Annotated in this window: 14 protein-coding genes and 2 tRNA genes; 2 read left to right on the forward strand and 14 right to left on the reverse strand. The window is 67.5% G+C overall.

From position 1 onward, the window contains the following. Nucleotides 1-66: 66 nt before the first annotated feature. The 11 genes from OV287_RS28905 to OV287_RS28955 form a co-directional block, all read right to left on the reverse strand. Nucleotides 67-143, reverse strand: a tRNA-Pro gene (locus OV287_RS28905). Nucleotides 144-239: 96 nt separating this feature from the next. Then, on the reverse strand, nt 240-674 hold the full coding sequence (locus OV287_RS28910; RefSeq protein WP_043407574.1) for an integration host factor subunit alpha: 435 nt from the start codon (nt 672-674) through the stop codon (nt 240-242). A 110-nt stretch (nt 675-784) separates the two neighbouring features. After that, the gene (pheT, locus tag OV287_RS28915; RefSeq protein WP_267537279.1) at nt 785-3,196 is read right to left on the reverse strand and encodes a phenylalanine--tRNA ligase subunit beta; all 2,412 of its coding nucleotides are present in this window, start codon (nt 3,194-3,196) and stop codon (nt 785-787) included. Beyond that, the gene (gene pheS, locus OV287_RS28920) at nt 3,196-4,245 is read right to left on the reverse strand and encodes a phenylalanine--tRNA ligase subunit alpha (protein ID WP_267537280.1); all 1,050 of its coding nucleotides are present in this window, start codon (nt 4,243-4,245) and stop codon (nt 3,196-3,198) included. Before pheS ends, pheT begins: the two co-directional genes overlap by 1 nt. Before the next feature lie 153 nt (nt 4,246-4,398). Continuing rightward, nucleotides 4,399-4,746, reverse strand: a complete 348-nt coding sequence (gene rplT, locus OV287_RS28925; RefSeq protein ID WP_267537281.1) for a 50S ribosomal protein L20 — start codon at nt 4,744-4,746, stop codon at nt 4,399-4,401. Between the two features lie 87 nt (nt 4,747-4,833). Beyond that, nucleotides 4,834-5,043 carry a 50S ribosomal protein L35 gene (gene rpmI / locus OV287_RS28930; RefSeq protein ID WP_073561322.1) on the reverse strand — a complete coding sequence of 70 codons (210 nt, stop codon included), beginning with the start codon at nt 5,041-5,043 and terminating at the stop codon, nt 4,834-4,836. A gap of 95 nt (nt 5,044-5,138) precedes the next feature. After that, nucleotides 5,139-5,885 (reverse strand): translation initiation factor IF-3, encoded by a 747-nt coding sequence (infC, locus tag OV287_RS28935; protein WP_373371845.1) that lies wholly within the window; start codon nt 5,883-5,885, stop codon nt 5,139-5,141. Nucleotides 5,886-5,957: 72 nt separating this feature from the next. Further along, nucleotides 5,958-7,886, reverse strand: a complete 1,929-nt coding sequence (gene thrS, locus OV287_RS28940; protein WP_267537282.1) for a threonine--tRNA ligase — start codon at nt 7,884-7,886, stop codon at nt 5,958-5,960. A gap of 74 nt (nt 7,887-7,960) precedes the next feature. After that, nucleotides 7,961-8,032 (reverse strand) — tRNA-Val (locus OV287_RS28945). Between the two features lie 88 nt (nt 8,033-8,120). Continuing rightward, nucleotides 8,121-8,843, reverse strand: coding sequence for a uracil-DNA glycosylase (locus tag OV287_RS28950; protein ID WP_308809748.1), 723 nt, complete (start codon nt 8,841-8,843; stop codon nt 8,121-8,123). Nucleotides 8,844-8,924: 81 nt separating this feature from the next. Continuing rightward, nucleotides 8,925-10,040, reverse strand: coding sequence for an AI-2E family transporter (locus OV287_RS28955; RefSeq protein WP_267542435.1), 1,116 nt, complete (start codon nt 10,038-10,040; stop codon nt 8,925-8,927). A 420-nt stretch (nt 10,041-10,460) separates the two neighbouring features. Between OV287_RS28955 and OV287_RS28960 the strand changes: the two genes are divergently transcribed. Next, nucleotides 10,461-10,859, forward strand: a complete 399-nt coding sequence (locus tag OV287_RS28960; protein ID WP_267537283.1) for a hypothetical protein — start codon at nt 10,461-10,463, stop codon at nt 10,857-10,859. 36 nt (nt 10,860-10,895) lie between these two features. Here the strand turns inward: OV287_RS28960 and OV287_RS28965 are convergent, their stop codons facing one another. The 3 genes from OV287_RS28965 to OV287_RS28975 all read right to left on the reverse strand — a co-directional run bounded on the left by OV287_RS28965 (nt 10,896) and on the right by OV287_RS28975 (nt 12,492). Next, nucleotides 10,896-11,279, reverse strand: coding sequence for a peptidase associated/transthyretin-like domain-containing protein (locus OV287_RS28965; protein WP_267537284.1), 384 nt, complete (start codon nt 11,277-11,279; stop codon nt 10,896-10,898). A gap of 9 nt (nt 11,280-11,288) precedes the next feature. Next, the gene (locus OV287_RS28970; protein WP_267537285.1) at nt 11,289-12,053 is read right to left on the reverse strand and encodes a TP0624 family protein; all 765 of its coding nucleotides are present in this window, start codon (nt 12,051-12,053) and stop codon (nt 11,289-11,291) included. A 100-nt stretch (nt 12,054-12,153) separates the two neighbouring features. Then, nucleotides 12,154-12,492, reverse strand: a complete 339-nt coding sequence (locus tag OV287_RS28975) for a PilZ domain-containing protein (protein WP_267537286.1) — start codon at nt 12,490-12,492, stop codon at nt 12,154-12,156. A gap of 159 nt (nt 12,493-12,651) precedes the next feature. On the opposite strand from OV287_RS28975, the gene OV287_RS28980 reads away from it, so the two are divergent. Then, complete coding sequence (locus OV287_RS28980; protein ID WP_267537287.1) at nt 12,652-13,335, forward strand: FKBP-type peptidyl-prolyl cis-trans isomerase; 684 nt, start codon at nt 12,652-12,654, stop codon at nt 13,333-13,335. The last annotated feature ends 38 nt before the right edge of the window (nt 13,336-13,373 follow it).

A 13,373-nucleotide genomic window follows, 5' to 3' on the forward strand; every position in this document is an offset into this window, starting at 1 on the left:
AGCCCGAGAGCCAAAAAACAAAGGCCCTGGAGCCCACCTTGCGGTGAAACTCCAGGGCCTTCATTTTGGTCGGGGCGACTGGATTTGAACCAGCGACCACTTGCACCCCAAGCAAGTGCGCTACCAGGCTGCGCTACGCCCCGTTGCGTCGTCCCGCCGAGTGCGTCGGCGAGATGGGCTGCCTTATGCCGTTACCCGTCTCACAGGTCAAGTACGAGATCGGGCAGCCCTTCAAAAACTCACTCGGCCTTGGCCTTCATTCCGCTAGCGGAGGCCTTGTACTCCTCGACCTCCTCCAGCTCTTCGTCCAGATCCTCAGGATCCAGACCAGCGGCCTCGGCCGCGTCGGCGGCGGCGTCCTCAGCAGCGTCCAGCTCGGAGTGGTTCTCCGGAATCTGCTCGCCGTTGAGGGCGGCCTTCAGGACCGCGCTCGGCCGGAAGGTCAGCACGCGGCGGGCCGAGATCTCGATCTCCCTGCCGGTCTGCGGGTTGCGGCCCACGCGCGCCTTCTTCTGGCGCACCTGGAAGTTGCCGAACCCCGAGATCTTGATCTTGTCCCCGCGCTCCAGCGTCTCCTTGAAGGTGTCGAACACGAGCTCGACGATCTCCGCCGACTCCTTCTTGGAGAAGCCGACCTTCTCGTAGACCCCTTCGATGATGTCCGCCTTGGTCATGCGAGTACCTTCGCGCCCCTCTCTGCGGTGAACCCGGCGGACTGTGACAGCCTTCCCTGATCGCTGTCAACCCACCGGTTTCACTCAGGTTTTCCCGCATACCCCCTACGTCAGGTCCGCAGGGCACCACCCAGGCGCTGGTTGACCTCGGAGATGATGCGCTGGTGGGCGGTGCTCACCTCGGCGTCGGTGAGCGTGCGCTCGGGCGAGCGATAGCGGATGGCGTAGGCCAGGTTCTTGTGGCCCTCGGCGATCTGCTTGCCGGTGTAGACGTCGAAGATGAGGGCGTCCTCCACCAAGGGGCCACCGACCTCCAGGATGACGCGGCGGACCTCGTCGTTCTGGAGCTCCAGGGGCACCACCACGGCCAGGTCCCGAAGCACGGCGGGGAAGCGCGGCAGGCCCTGGTACGCGGGCACGAGACGGGCGGCGGCGTACAGCGGCGCCGTGTCCACCTCGAAGGCGAAGACGTCCCGAGGCAGCTCCAGGGCCTTGGTGACCCGAGGGTGCAACTCGCCCACGTAGCCCAGGACGGTGCCATCGGCCAGCTCCACTCGAGCGCAGGCGCGCGGGTGGTACGCGGGAGCCTCCGCGGGGACGAAGCGAACGCCGTCCACATGGAGCGCGTGCAGCACGGCCTCCAGGGCGCCCTTGGCGTCATAGAAGTCCGCCCGAGCCTCCTTCTGCGTCCACGTCCGCCCGCCGCGCAGGCCCCACACGAGGCCTCCCAGGCGGTGCACCTCGCGGGTGGCGGGACGCTGGCCCTGACCGCCCTCGGGGTCCTGGAAGTAGGCCCGACCCGTCTCGTAGAGGGCCACCGCGTCCACCTGGTGACGGACGCTGCGGGAGAGGTTCTCCAGCAGACCCGGCAGCAGGCTGGTGCGCATCACCGACTGCTCCACGCTCAGCGGGTTGAGGAGCGCCACGGGCTTGTCCTTCCCGCCCAGCACCTCCAGGGAGCGCGGCGCGACGAAGGAGTAGTTCACCACTTCACTCAACCCCATGCCGGAGAGGGCCTGGCGGGTGCGGCGCTCGGCCTCGGAGGTGGCGGGCTCGGGCCCCAGCTCGGCGAGGCCGCGCGGCAGCCGGGCGGGGATGTTGTCGTAGCCGTAGACGCGGGCGAGCTCCTCCATGAGGTCCTCCTCGCGCTCCACGTCCACGCGGGCGCGGGGCACCTCGAAGGTGGTCTGCCCGCTCCCCTCCTCCACCTGCTTGAAGCCCAGGGTGCCGAGGATGCGGCGGCACTCGGCCTCGGGGATGGCCACGCCGAGCACCTTCTCCACGCGGCCGTAGCGCAGCGTCACGCGGCGCGGCGGCTGGGGCTGCGGGTACACGTCCACCCGGCCCGGGGCCACGGTGCCACCGGCCAGCTCGGCGATGAGGGCCGCTGCCCGATCCGCGGCTGCAATGGTGGCATCGAGGTCCACGCCGCGCTCGAAGCGGTGCGAGGCCTCGGTGTGCAGGCCGTGGCGCTTGGAGGAGCGGCGGATGCTCGAAGGCTGGAAGAAGGCGGACTCGAGCAGCACGCGCGTGGTGCCCGCGCTCACCTCACTGTCCTGGCCGCCCATGACGCCGGCGAGGGCCTGAGCCCGATCGCGGTCGCAGATGAGCAGATCCTCGGGCTCCAGCGCCCGCTCCTTGCCGTCGAGCGTGGTCATCTTCTCGCCCGGCTTCGCGGTGCGGACGATGATCTCCTGGCCGGCCACCTTGTCCAGGTCGAAGGCGTGCAGCGGCTGGCCGTACTCGAGGAGGACGAAGTTGGTGACGTCCACCACGTTGCTGATGGGGCGCACACCACAGGCCTTGAGCCGGTCCTGCAACCACTGGGGCGAGGGGCCGATCTTCACGTTCTCGATGACGCGAGCCGCGTAGCGCGGGCAGCGCACCGGGTCCTCGATGCGCACCTTGACCTTCTCGGAGGCGGGGGCACCGGACTCGGCGAGCTTCGGCTGGGGCGGACGCAGGGTGCCGCCGGTGGCCACGGCCACCTCGCGAGCCACGCCCAGGTGCGACAGGGCATCCGGCCTGTTCGGGGTGACGTTCACCTCCATCACCACGTCATCCAGCCCGAGCGCCTGGGCGATGGGCGTGCCGACCTTCAAATCCTGCGGAAGGATGAGCAGGCCGGAGGACTCCTCGGAGAGGCCCAGCTCCTTGGAGGAGCAGAGCATGCCGAAGCTGTCCACGCCGCGCAGGGGGGCCTGCTTGATCTCCACACCATTGGGCAGCTTCGTGCCGATGGTGGCCAGCGGCACCTTGTCGCCGACCTTGAAGTTCTTGGCGCCGCAGACCACCTGCAGCGTCTCCGCACCGCCCATGTCGATCTTCGTGACGGACAGCTTGTCCGCGTTGGGGTGCTGGACGGACTCCTTGATCTGCGCCACCACCACGCCGCGCAGACCCTCGCCGGGGCGCTCGAGGCCCTCGATCTCCAGCCCCACGGCGGTCAGCTTGCGCGCCAGCTCATCGACGCTGGCCGGCAGCGCCACATAGTCACCGAGCCACTTGACCGAGATCTTCATTAGAACTGCTCCAGGAAGCGCGCGTCGTTCTCGAACATCATCCGCAGGTCGTCGATCCGGTAGCGCAGCATGGCGATGCGCTCCACGCCCATGCCGAACGCGTACCCGGTGACCTCGGAGGGGTCGTAGCCGCTGTACTTGAAGACGTTGGGGTGCACCATGCCGCTGCCGAGCACCTCCAGCCAGCCGGTCTGCTTGCAGATGCGGCAGCCCTTGCCCCCGCACGAGGTGCAGGAGATGTCCACCTCGGCCGAGGGCTCGGTGAAGGGGAAGAAGGAGGGGCGGAAGCGCGTGCGCGTGTCCGAACCGAAGAAGGCCTTCACGAAGGCATCCAGGGTGCCCTTGAGCTCGGCGAAGCTGACGTCCTTGTCCACCAGCAGGCCCTCCACCTGGTGGAACATGGGCGTGTGGGTGATGTCCGAGTCGCGCCGGTAGACGCGGCCGGGCATGACGGCGCGGAAGGGCGGCTTGCGGTTGAGCATGAAGCGCACCTGCACCGGGGACGTGTGCGTGCGCAGCAGCACGGGGCTGTCCGCCTTCTTCGCGTGGCCGAGCGAGGCCTCGTCCACATAGAAGGTGTCCTGCATGTCGCGCGCAGGGTGGTCCTTCGGGAGGTTGAGCGCCTCGAAGTTGTAGTAGTCCAGCTCGATCTCCGGCCCGTGGGCCACCTCGAAACCGAGCCGCTGGAAGGTGCGGACGATCTCCTCCATCGTCCGGGACACCGGGTGGCGGCTGCCGGGGGTCGCGGCGCGACCGGGCAGCGTCACATCCAGCTTGGGACCGCGCAGCTCGGCCTCCAGGGCCGCGTCCTCAGCGCGCTGGACGGCATCGGCCAGGAGCTTCTCAATCTCCGCCTTGACCTGGTTGGCTACCTCGCCGAGGGCGCGGCGCTCGTCGGGGGGCAGCTTGCCCATTCCTCCGAGGACACCGGACAGCTCACCCTTCTTGCCGAGGTAGCGGATTCGGAGCGCCTCCACCGCGGACGGCTCCGAGGCGACGGAGATCTCCCGCCGCGCCGCATCCGCGAGTGCCTGCAAGCGATCTCGCATGGAACTTCGCCTCCCTTTCCCGGCCGAGCCGGGGCCAAAAAAAAGGGCCGCCCGAGGGGCAGCCCGTTTCAAACTCGCGAGCGGTACGGCCTTCCAGGGGAAGACCGCGGCCGCTCACTCTCGAGGCCGGCCATGGGGACCGGCCCTCATCACTCAGGCCGCCTTCGCGATTTTGGCGACAGCGGCGAAACCAGCGGGATCCGAGATGGCCATGTCGGACAGGACCTTGCGATCCAGGGCGATCTTGTTCTTGGCCAGGCCGGCGATCAGCCGCGAGTAGGACAGGCCCACGGTGCGGGCGGCCGCGTTGATGCGAACGATCCACAGCGAGCGGAAGTTCCGCTTGCGGGCGGCGCGATCACGGGCGGCGTAATCCAGCGCGCGCTCCACGGCCTGGTTGGCCCGCTTGTAGCAGTTCTTGCGGCGGCCACGGTAACCCTTGGCCAGTTTCAGAATCCTATTACGACGGCGACGAGCCTTGAAACCCTTCTTGACGCGCATTGCTGACTCCTGACTGCTGCGAGGTGTTTGAAAACCCCCGGCTCCGGCTGTTCACCGCACCGACAGGGCCCTCTGGACTACGTGCTGCTAGTTCGCCCCGTAGGGGAACATCTCCTTGACCACCTTCTTGCCATCCATGTCCTTCAGGTGGCCGGTGCCGCGGTGCTCGCGCTTGAGCTTCTGGGACTTGGCGTGGGTGAAGAGGTGCTTACCGAGGGCCTTGCCGAACTTCACCTTGCCGGTCTTCTTCACCTGGAAGCGCTTCTTGGCGCCGCTACGGGTCTTCAACTTGGGCATCTTGCGGTTCCTTCCTTCAACTACCCATCCGCCGCAGCGAATCGCCGTCAGCGTGTGTCAGGGCCGACGGCTTGGAAGCCGCTGGCCGGGTCCAACTATTTCGCTCCCTCGGACTGCACCAGAGCGGCTGCCGCGGGAGCAGGCGCTGGGGCCTGAGCCGCCACCTGCCCCTCGGGCTTACCACTGCCCGCCGCCTCGGGCTTCTTACCACCTTCGGGCTTGTCCGACTTCTCCGCCGCCGCCGCCTGCTGCCGAGCCATCTCACGCGCCCGCGCCGCCACCTTCGGGTTGGGAGCGATGATCATGAACATCTGGCGCCCTTCCATCCGGGGCACCTGCTCCACCACCGCCACGTCCTTCAAATCCTTGGTGACGTCATCCAGGATGGCCGAGCCCAGCTCCTTGTGCGTGATCTCACGGCCACGGAACATGATCGTGACCTTGGCCTTGTTTCCCTCCTCGAGGAACCGGCGCACGTTGCGGACCTTGAACTCGTAGTCATGCTCCTCCGTCTTCGGGCGGAGCTTGATCTCCTTCAGATGGACGACGACCTGCTTCTTCTTCGCTTCCGAGGCTCGCTTCTTCTCCTCATACTTGAACTTGCCGTAGTCCATGATCTTGCAGACCGGCGGCTTGGCCATCGGGTTGACCTCGACGAGGTCCATCCCCGCGGACTGAGCCCGCTCCAAGGCTGCTTCGATCGGCAGGACACCGAGCTGCTCTCCCTCAGGTCCTACGACGCGGACCTCGCGAGCGCGAATACGGCGGTTCGTTCTTTGGTCGCGAGCGATGTGACTCCCTCCAGACAGTGGGAGTAGGTACTCCCCTCGGAAGGGGGGCAAGATACTTGCCAGCTATAGGGAGTCAAGGGGTGTCAATGACCCATGACTCCGGGTGTGACCTCACGGGTGGCCTCACGGCCAGGCGGCTTCTTTCTCCAGGAGGGCCTCGAAGGCCTCCAGCTTCATGGTCTTGAGGTCCTCGCCGCCGTAGCGCCGGGGGGACACGCCCCCCGCCTCCACCTCGTTGTCGCCGATGACGAGGGTGAAGGGGATCTTCTGGAGCTGGGCGTCGCGGATCTTCGCGTTGAGCGTCAGGCCGCGCTCGTCGAAGTCGACCCGGTAGCCCTTGGCGCGCAGCTGGTCGCGCACCTTGAGGGCGTAGTCCTTCTGACGGTCCGCCACGGTGACGAGCATGGCCTGCACCGGGGCCAGCCACGCGGGGAAGGCGCCCGCGAAGTGCTCGATGAGGATGGCGATGAAGCGCTCGAAAGAGCCGTAGATGGCGCGGTGGAGCACCACGGGGCGGTGCTCGGCGTTGTCGTCGCCGATGTAGGTGAGATCGAACCGCTCGGCGGCCTGGTAGTCGAGCTGCATGGTGCCGAGCTGCCACTTGCGGCCGATGCTGTCGGACACATCGAAGTCGATCTTCGGGCCGTAGAAGGCGCCATCGCCCGGCTTGAGCTCGTACTGCAGGCCCAGGCTCTCCAGGGCCGTCTTCAGGCCGCCCTCCGCGCGGTCCCACTGCTCGTCGGTACCGAGGCGATTGACGGGCCGGGTGGACAGCTTCACCGCGTACGTCAGGCCCACCGCCTTGTAGACGCGGTCCAGCAGTTGCACGAAGCGCCGGACCTCGTCGGCGATCTGGCTCTCCATGCAGTAGATGTGCGCGTCGTCCTGGGCGAACTGGCGCACGCGGGTGAGACCGCCCAGCGAGCCAGCCGCCTCATTGCGGTGGAGCACGTCCTGGGTGTGCAGGCGCAGGGGCAGGTCGCGGTAGCTGTGCTTCTTGAAGCCGTAGTACAGGTGATGACTCGGGCAGTTCATCGGCTTCAGCGAGAAGTCATGCTCCCCGGACTCGTTGTCGAGCACGAGGAACATGTTCTCCTTGTACTTGCCCCAGTGGCCGCTCGTCTCCCACAGGCCCTTGTTGTAGAGCAGCGGGGTCTTGATCTCGACGTAGCCGGTCTCGCTCGTCAGCCGGCGCATGAAGGTGGCCAGGGTGTTGTAGAGCGTGGTGCCCTTGGGGGTCCAGAAGGCCCCACCCGGCGAGTACTGGTGGAAGTGGAAGAGATCCAGCTCCTTGCCCAGCTTGCGGTGGTCGCGCTTGCGCGCCTCCTCCACACGGGTGATGTAGGCATCGAGCGCCTTCTTGTCGAAGAAGGCCGTGCCGTAGATGCGCTGGAGCATCGGGTTGCGATGGTCTCCGCGCCAGTAGGCGCCGCTGGTGGACAGCAGCTTGATGACGCCGATCTTCCCGGTGCTGGGGGCGTGGGGCCCCAGGCAGAAATCCACCCAGTCGCCGTGGGTGTAGAGCGTGAGCGTCTTGGCGCCCTTGGCCGCGATGTCCTTGACGATCTCGACCTTGAACTTCTCGCCCTTGCCCTCGAAGAGCTTGATGGCGTCGTCCATGGAGATCTCGCTCCGGACGAAGGGCTGGTTCTGGGCGATCTCCTTGTTGGCCTCCGCCTCGATCTTCTCGAGGTCCTCGGGCGTGAAGGGCTTCTCGCGGAAGAAGTCGTAGTAGAAGCCCTCCTCCGTCGCGGGACCGATGGTCACCTGCGTGCCCGGGAAGAGGCGCTGCACCACGCTGGCCACCACGTGCGCGGCGTCGTGCCGGATGAGCTCCAGGCCCTCGGGGCTCTTGGAGGTGAAGATCTGCAGCTGCGCGTCCTCGCTGAGGGGACGCGCCAGATCCATATCCTGGCCATTCACGCGCGCGAACAGGGCGGCCTTGGCCAGGCCGGCCCCGATGCTGTCGCGCACGAAGTCCGCGATGGTCGTGCCCCGGGGTGCCTGCTTCTGGCTGCCATCGGGGAGCGTCACCGTGATCTGATCCGCCATGCGAGACCTCGGAAAAGAACGCGGGCGGCAGGCTCATCAGCCTTGCCGCCCGCAGTTGAAAACCCGTACTGAAGTGGGTCGTAGTGGGATCGAACCACTGACCCCTACCGTGTCAAGGTAGTGCTCTACCGCTGAGCTAACGACCCGTTCGCCGCCGCGACTGCCGCCGTCGAAGGTGGGCGGGGAATACGATGGGCAGCCCGGAGCTGTCAAGGAAACACCGACAGAGGTACCTCATGTTCCCCGTCGATTTTCGATCAGCACCCGGGCGCGAGCCATCACCGCGTCGAACATGGCGGGGGTGAGCCGGCCCGTCTGGGTGTTCTGCTGGCTCACGTGGTAGCAGCCCAACAGGAGCGGGGCCCCCGGCAGGGCCAGCTCCGCCCCGTGACCGAACGCCGGCCGGGGCGAGGGAATGGCCACCCCCACCCTCTCCAGCCAGGCGAGCGTCGCATTCCAGGCAATGGCCCCCAGGGTCAGCACCACCTGGGTGGGTAGCAGGGCCATCTCCCGGTCCAGGAAGGGGGCGCACCGGCTGAGCTCCTCCGGCAGGGGCTTGTTGTCCGGCGGTGCGCACTTGCACGGCGCGACGATGTAGGCCCCCGTCAGCGCGAGGCCGTCCTCCCGGTGCTCGCTCCGAGGCTGGTTGGCGAAACCCGCCCGGTGCAGCCCGGCGAAGAGGAAGTCCCCCGAGCGGTCTCCAGTGAAGACCCGGCCCGTCCGGTTGGCCCCATGCGCTGCCGGCGCCAGCCCGAGGATGACCAGCTCCGCGCCAGGGTCCCCGAAGCCGGGCACCGGCCGTCCCCAATAGGTCCAGTCGCGGAAGGCCCGGCGCTTCTCCCGGGCCACCTGCTCCCGCCACGCCACCAACCGGGGACACGCCCGGCAGGTGATGATCTCCTCATGAAGGCGCGCGAGCCCCGCCGCGCCCGTCCCTGTTGCCTTGCTCTTCGCCACGGTCCCCTTCCCTAGCGCCTCACCCCACCCCCGCGCCACCGTCCACTCCGCTGGACGGCTTCGGGCCAGGGGACAGGTGGATCAGGGGGTGGGTCCCTCGCCCGTGTAGAGGCCGGTCCGCTTGTAGCGCTCCACCACCACGCTCAGCACCACCTTGAGAATGGCCGTGGTGGGAACCGCGAGCAGGATACCCGTGAAGCCGAACAGCTCGCCAAAGGCCAGGATGGCGATGATGACGGCCACCGACGAGAGACCCACCTTGTCGCCCACCACCTTGGGGGTGATGAAGAAGCCCTCGGCCATCTGGCCCACCACGAAGGTGCCCGCCACCGCCGCGAGCTGCCAGGGGCCCTGCCAGGACAGCATCAACCCCAGCGCCGCCAGCACCACCCCCAGGCCCGTCCCCAGGTACGGCACCATGTTGCCGAACCCAGCGATGACGCCGATGACGATGGCCAGATCGATGCGCGCGAACCACAGGCCGGTGCCGTAGAGAATCGAGAGGATGGCTCCCACGGTGATCTGCCCGCGCACGAAGGCGGACAGGACGTCATCCACCTCGGAGAAGCGTCGGGCGACCAGCCCCACCGCCCGGCGAGGCACCAGCCCCTTCACCATCCCCACGAGCTGCGGATAGTCCTGGAGGAAGAAGAAACCCAGCACCGGCACCACCAGCAGGCCCAACAGCGTGGCCACGACCCGAGCGGTATTGCCCGCGAAGCTCGCCACCAGCCGCGCCGCGGTGGGCCCCGCGCTCTGGAGAATCTCCGAGGCCTGGGCCCCCAACTCCGTCATGCGCTGCCGCAGCAGGTCCGGCAACGGGCGCCCCAGCAGCGACTCCACCTGCGGCACCACCCGCTCACTCGCCCGGCGGAAGAAGTCCGGCAGCTTGATGGCCTCCTCCCGGAAGACGGGGATGAGGTAGAGCACCGCCCCCACCATCAGCAGCAGACACCCGGTGAACACCACGCTCGTCCCAAGGGTGCGGTTGAGGCCCCGGCGCTCCAGCACGGTGACAATCGGGTTGAGCACGTACGCCATGGCGAGCGCCAGCAGCACCGGCACCGCCACGCCTCCGAAGACCGACAGCAGCGCGAACACCAGCGCCAGCGAGCCCACCATGGCTGCTGACCACGCGAAGTCCACCCGCCGAGCCTCGACCTCGGAGAGCTCGCCCTCGGCGGGCGGTGGCTCCACCGGAACGGACCTCGGCTCTGGCTCGGGGGCCCGCCTCGGCTCCGCCTCGGACTTCACCACGTGCAGGGACGTCTCCGCCGGAGCCGCCCGCTCCACCTGCGCCTTCACCGCGCGCGCCTTGCTTCTCTTGTTGCGTCCGATGACGAGCTCCTCTCAACACATGCCCAGGGGGCCCAGGATACTACACGAGAGGAGAGGTCTCTCCGGCAGGCGACCTGTCGGGCGGGATCCCCCACCGTCCGCGTCACGAATGGCACTCGCGGACTCAATCCATGGGCCCCTTCCTTCAATCCCAGACATGAGTCCATGACGGACGCAGCACCCCATCCGCCTCGAGCGTCATGTATTCCTTTTCGTGGCTCCCTCCCACCGCCAGCGTTAGGAATGCATTGACAATCACCCACTCCAAACGGAGGCGTCATGAAACGAAAGACAATAGCCGCCATCCTGGGCGCACTGGGTCTGGCGAGCACTCTCGTCATCCTGCCAACGACGTCCGCCAAGGCTCAAGGCGACTCGGGCTCCTGCACCTTGTACGCCAAGCCCCCCTTCCAGATTGAGTTCGGCATCGCGGGCGACGGCGGGCGCATGGGCTGCACCAATAACGCGAATATCACCGTCCGAATCCGGGAACACAGGCGGTTTTTGCCAGACAGGACACGAGCTCAGCAAACTGGTGACCTCGTCAACGGCGAATTCCGGCTCTCGTTCCCCTGCCCCATCCTCAACCCCAAACCCATCACGGTATTCACGGAGACCCTTGTGAACGGAACGAATCAGAAGGTCCAGTCGCCACGTAGGACCCTTCTTGGTTGCTAGGGGCCACTCGGGTTTCAGCGACCAGACCTACGAGCGCTATAGGCCGCGCTCCTCACCCATCGGCCGGAGCTTGATGGTCAGCCCCGCCCGGGCGCTGCTGGGCTCGTAATACGTGGTGTACGGCCAGTGTCCGTCCTTCTTCACGTCGATGCGATGCAGCCCCAGGCCGACCTGCAAGCCGCTCGGCCTTCCACCGAAGTCGCTGCATACCCCCTGGGCTACTCCGTCCAGGTACACCTCGGCATCCGCGGGCTCGCACCGCAACAGCAGGTTGCCGTTGCGCGACCTCATGGTCCGCATCATCTCCCGCGCCCGCTCCGCCGCCGGGGAGTCCACCTGCTCGGGCCCCGAGGCACATCCGAGCACGAGCCCCACCAGGGCCAGCCACCCTCGACTCCGCTCCGTCTTCACCAAGGCCATCGTGCGCCTCTACTTGATGAGGATCGCCACCCGGCCCTCGGCCAGGAGGTGCGGGTCCAGCCCCGCGAGCACCTTCGCCGCGTCCGGCCCCAGCAGGAGCTCCGAGCCCTGGAGCCGCGCCGCCTCGAGCACCAGCGGCTTCGCGCCCACCAGCGCCGACTTCCGGGCCTCTTCGAGGCTCTTGAAGAATCCCGCCACGCCCGTGCTCTTCCGGGCCTCGGCGGACAGGGTCTCCACCCCGTAGATGGGCTGGCCGGATTCGTCGAGCACCCGAGGCGCCAGCACCGGCGTCATGCCCAGCTTCCGCGCGTCCACCACCAACCCGGTGTGCTTCGCCCGCGCGTCCTGCTTCGTCTCCGCGGGAGCGGCGGTACCCGCGGGCGCCGGAGTCACCAGCACCGAGGTCAACGCTCCGAGCGGCACTTCCACCTCCATCTGCACACCGCTATCGGAGAAGTAGCGCTTCTGCACGACCTTGTAGCCGCGCAGCACGTCCTCGACCTGGCGGCGGGTCTCCTCGCGGGCCATCTCCTCGCCCACGGTCCTATCCGCGCGCAGGCGCAGACCCTTCACCTCCTCCAGCAGCTCCTCGAAGGCATCCTCCTTCGCCGAGCGCTCCGCGCCCAACCTCGCCTGGGACGGATTGGAGGCCTTCACGTCCGGAGGACCATCCCCGGTCACCCGAAGGACCTGCCGCTGCCAATCCACCCCGTTGCCCTGCGCCAGTGCCGACAGCGGAACCGCCAGCACCCACGCCCATAGTGCACGCCTCACGTGAATCCTCCCCGCGCTCGTTCGGATGCCCGGATTCAATCGGCCAGCTCCGAACCAGGTCAAGGAGTGCTCGCCCGCACGCCCTCCAACGGAGCGCGGCTCAGTGCGCCCGCGAGCTGCGTGTCACGTAGTCATCAATCATCTGGCGGTGCCGCTGGGTGAGCAGCGTGAAGCGAACACCCGAGCGCTCAGGCTGGCGCGGGCTGGCCTCTATCCACTCGCGCACCACCTCACCCTCGGCGTAGATGACCTCTTCCGAGCCAGGAAGCTGGAACTGGAGTCCCACCCGCCGGGCGTCCTGCTCAGGCTCGAGCAGGCGCGCCAGGCTCAACCCCTCCTGGCTGATGTCGGCGGCGCGAGCCATGTACGGCACGCCCCCCATGTACTTGTTCAGGTAGATGTCGAGGGGAACCCGCGCGTTCTTCCGCTTGTCGCTCATCTCTCGCCCTCCCGGTGGCCAGGGGCCGCTACAGGACGCTTCAGTGCCGCAGCAACCTGTGTCGAGCGTAGGGGCATCCGGCCGGGGGGCAAGAAAACGACCGACGGGAAGAGACGAGCGGACCTATTGTTCCGCTGCCACTGAGAAAGGCGGAGACACATGCGATTGGGAGTGTTGTCCGCGGTACTGGTTGCCCTCACGGGGCTCCAGGCGACCGCGCAGGAGATCAAGACCGAGGATGACAAGACGATCTACGCGCTCGGGCTGTCGATCGGGCGGAGCGTCAAGATGTTCGACCTGAGCCCGGCGGAGATTGAGATCGTCAAGAAGGGCATGACGGACGCGCTCACGGGCGCCAAGACGGTCGTGGAGCTGGACCAGTACGGGCCCAAGCTGCAGCCGCTGGCCAAGGGACGGCAGGAGCGGGCCGGGCAGAAGTTCCTGGAGAACGCCGCCAAGGAGAAGGGCGCCACGAAGCTGCCCTCGGGAGTCGTCTACAAGGAGCTCAAGGCCGGCACCGGAGCCACGCCCAAGGCCAGCGACACGGTGAAGGTGAACTACCGCGGCACCCTCATCACCGGCCTCGAGTTCGACAGCTCCTACAAGCGTGGCGAGCCCGCCGAGTTCCCCCTCGGTGGCGTCATCCCCTGCTGGACCGAGGGCGTGCAGAAGATGAAGGTGGGCGGCAAGGCCCAGCTCGTCTGCCCGGCGAAGGTGGCCTACGGTGAGCAGGGCTCGCCTCCCACCATCCCGCCCAACGCCACCCTGGTGTTCGAGATCGAGCTGCTCAGCATCGGCGGTCAGGGCGCGGATGTGCCCCGGGCGGACCCCCCGAAGAAGTAAGCGCAGTTCCGGGTGGGGGGCAGGTGTCTGTCCCCCAC

The sequence above is a fragment of the Archangium lansingense genome, assembly GCF_026626635.1.
Lineage (GTDB): Bacteria > Myxococcota > Myxococcia > Myxococcales > Myxococcaceae > Archangium > Archangium lansingense.

What these genes read in the sequence shown, in the direction of transcription:
- OV287_RS28980 (WP_267537287.1), top strand. Translation starts at nt 12,652, where the DNA reads ATGCGATTGGGAGTGTTGTCCGCGGTACTGGTTGCCCTCACGGGGCTC.
- rpmI (WP_073561322.1), bottom strand. Translation starts at nt 5,043, where the DNA reads ATGCCCAAGTTGAAGACCCGTAGCGGCGCCAAGAAGCGCTTCCAGGTG.
- pheS (WP_267537280.1), bottom strand. Translation starts at nt 4,245, where the DNA reads ATGCGAGATCGCTTGCAGGCACTCGCGGATGCGGCGCGGCGGGAGATC.
- thrS (WP_267537282.1), bottom strand. Translation starts at nt 7,886, where the DNA reads ATGGCGGATCAGATCACGGTGACGCTCCCCGATGGCAGCCAGAAGCAG.
- rplT (WP_267537281.1), bottom strand. Translation starts at nt 4,746, where the DNA reads ATGCGCGTCAAGAAGGGTTTCAAGGCTCGTCGCCGTCGTAATAGGATT.
- pheT (WP_267537279.1), bottom strand. Translation starts at nt 3,196, where the DNA reads ATGAAGATCTCGGTCAAGTGGCTCGGTGACTATGTGGCGCTGCCGGCC.
- OV287_RS28975 (WP_267537286.1), bottom strand. Translation starts at nt 12,492, where the DNA reads ATGAGCGACAAGCGGAAGAACGCGCGGGTTCCCCTCGACATCTACCTG.
- OV287_RS28960 (WP_267537283.1), top strand. Translation starts at nt 10,461, where the DNA reads ATGAAACGAAAGACAATAGCCGCCATCCTGGGCGCACTGGGTCTGGCG.
- OV287_RS28910 (WP_043407574.1), bottom strand. Translation starts at nt 674, where the DNA reads ATGACCAAGGCGGACATCATCGAAGGGGTCTACGAGAAGGTCGGCTTC.
- OV287_RS28965 (WP_267537284.1), bottom strand. Translation starts at nt 11,279, where the DNA reads ATGGCCTTGGTGAAGACGGAGCGGAGTCGAGGGTGGCTGGCCCTGGTG.